At 66.5% G+C, this 2,697-nt stretch carries 2 protein-coding genes; both read left to right on the top strand.

All coding sequences use genetic code 11. From position 1 onward, the window contains the following. Positions 1–68: 68 nt before the first annotated feature. Positions 69–620 (top strand): rod shape-determining protein MreD, encoded by a 552-nt coding sequence (gene mreD, locus IMZ29_RS22310; protein ID WP_216188466.1) that lies wholly within the window; start codon positions 69–71, stop codon positions 618–620. Positions 621–690: 70 nt separating this feature from the next. Beyond that, positions 691–2,697: penicillin-binding protein 2 (mrdA, locus tag IMZ29_RS22305; protein ID WP_216188465.1), on the top strand; the 2,007-nt coding region annotated here is incomplete at its 3' end.

The raw sequence follows: 2,697 nt of genomic DNA, 5'->3' as shown, positions 1-2,697 counted from the left end.
GCCCTGCCCGCCCGGCCCCGCGGACCCCCGCGACACCGCCCGCGCCTGCGGCGCCCGGAGGCTGATGCATGTCGAATTCGCGATCACCTGCCGCTTCGCACAAGCCGCCGCGCCGCACGATGACGCCGCAGCGTCTGCTGCGTGCGGCCAGCGGCGGCTTCATCGCCCTCACGCTGTTCGTGGCCTTCCTGCTGAATCTGCTGCCCTGGGGGCGCTGGCCCGGCGTGCCGGATTTCTTTGGCGTGGTGCTGTTCTTCTGGTGCGTGCATGCACCGCGCCGCGTGGGCATGCTGGTCGGCTTCATGGGCGGGATCCTGCTGGATGTCCACAATGCGCGGCTGCTGGGTGAATATGCCCTGGTCTATACATTACTGGTGTACTGGGCTATCGTGTTGCGCGGTCGCATCGTACGCTTCGGCCTTTTTGGTCAGACATTGCACGTACTGCCCGTATTTGTGGTCGCCACGGCCGTCATGGTGGGGTTGCGCAGTATCCTCACGTTGTCCGCGCCCGGCTGGTGGTGGATCTTCGATTGCATGACCACTGCCGTGCTCTGGCCGCTGCTCACCTGGTTGCTGCAGTTGCCGCAACGCCTGGCCGATGGCGCCGATCCCGCCTAGTCGCTTCGCCCTACTCTGATCGCACGCGCTTGTCCGTGCGTGCCTTCCGTCTCGCTTCGCTCAGTCTTACATGGTCGAACTCAACCATCACCGCGAGCAAACCCGGCAGTTCCGGTTGCGCCTGCTGGTCGCAGGCGTGGTCGCGCTGGTGTGTTTCGGCGTGCTGGGGACGCGGTTCTGGTGGTTGCAGGTGGTGCAGCATGGCGATTACGTCACGCGCGCTGACAACAACCGCATCTCGGTGCAGCCCATTCCGCCGCGTCGCGGCGAGATCTTCGATCGCAATGGCGTGCCGCTCGCGCGCAACGTGTCCACGTGGACATTGGAGATCGTGCCTGCCGAGGTGTCGCGCCTCGAAGAGGTGATCGATGCGGTGGCCGAGGTCATCCCGGTCACGCCGGGTGACCGCCGACGCTTTCATCGGCTGCGCCAGGATTCCAGCCGCTTCGAGAGCATCCCGCTACGCGTGAATCTGTCCGAGGCCGAAGCCGCGCTCTTTGCCGCCCAGCGCTTCCGCTTTCCGGGTGTGAATCTGGAGTCGCGCTGGATGCGCGAATATCCGCAGGGCGAGACGGCCGCCCACGTCATTGGCTACATCAACCGCATCTCGCAGGGGGACGCGCAGCGTCTCGAGGAAGAAGGTCGCACCGCCAATTACCGGGGCACGCAGCACATCGGCAAGCAGGGCGTGGAAAAGTCCTACGAGGAAGTGCTGCATGGCCAGGCTGGCGCCGTGGCGCTCGAAGTCACCGCGCGCGGGCGCCCGGTGCGCGAGCTGCGCCGCAGTGAGCCCGTCGCCGGCCGAGATCTGCGCCTGTCGCTGGACATCCACCTGCAGCGCATCGCCGAGGCCACCCTGGGCACGCAGCGCGGCGCCATCGTGGCCATCGAGCCCGCCACGGGCGACGTGCTCGCCTTCGTGTCGCAGCCGTCCTTCGACCCGAACCTCTTCGTGAACGGCATCGACATCGACAATTGGCGCGCGCTCTCCGATTCGCCGGATCGCCCGCTCATCAATCGCCCGCTGTCGGGCACCTACCCCATCGGCTCCACGTACAAGCCCTTCATGGCGCTCGCCGGCCTGGAGTACAAGGTGCGCGGCCCCAACGACGTGATCCACGACCCGGGCTTCTTCGAGCTCGCCGGGCACCGCTTTCGCAATGCCGGCAGCGTGGCCTACGGCGCCACGAACATGCACAAGTCGCTGGTGGTGTCCTCGGACACCTACTATTACTCGCTGGCGAGCGAGCTGGGCGTGAACCGCATTCATGATTTCATGAAGCCGTTCGGCTTTGGCCAGATCACCGGGATCGACCTGGATGGCGAGAAGGCCGGGGTGCTGCCCTCGACCGACTGGAAGGCGCGCAACTATCGCAAGCCCGAGGACCAGCGCTGGTACAACGGCGAGACGGTGTCCGTGGGCATCGGCCAGGGCTACAACGCGTTCACGATCCTGCAGCTCGCCCAGGCCACCGCCGTGCTCGCCAACAACGGCGTGTACATGAAGCCGCACGTCGTGAAGTCCATTCTTGCAAGCAAGCACGAATCCGAAGTGCTCACGGTACCCAAGGAAAGCTACACGATCGCGCTCGAGCGCCGCCACATCGATCTCGTGAAGGCTGCGCTTGCCGACGTGAACCGCACCGGTACGGCGCGCCGTGCCTTCGAGGGCGCACCTTACGTGGCCGCCGGCAAGACCGGCACTGCCCAGGTCTTCAGCCTGCGCGGCGAAAAATACCGCGCGAGCGCCGTCGCCGAGCGGCTGCGCGACCACGCGCTCTACATGGCCTTCGCGCCGGCGGACAAGCCGCAGATCGCGCTGGCCGTGCTCGTCGAGAATGGGGGCTGGGGCTCGTCGACCGCCGCGCCGATCGCGCGTCGGGTGTTCGATTACTGGCTGGTCGAGCGCGCAGCCGTATCGCAGCGCTTGGCCGCGGCGGAAGCTGCCGCCGGTGTCCCGGCAGACGGTGTCTTTGCGCCCACGCCGTCTGGCATGACGGGCAAAACACGTCAGGGGGCATCATGTCTGTCGGCACGATATTCACCAACAACCGCACCCAGGCCGTTCGCCTTCCCG

This window comes from Verticiella alkaliphila, from assembly GCF_018904615.1.
GTDB lineage: Bacteria > Pseudomonadota > Gammaproteobacteria > Burkholderiales > Burkholderiaceae_B > Verticiella > Verticiella alkaliphila.
The sequence above is the reverse complement of the archived record's forward strand: the minus strand, read 5'-3'. Positions and strand labels throughout refer to the sequence as shown.

Bases quoted from the DNA above. Each gene is read 5' to 3' on its own strand.
- mreD (WP_216188466.1), top strand. From the start codon at position 69: ATGTCGAATTCGCGATCACCTGCCGCTTCGCACAAGCCGCCGCGCCGC.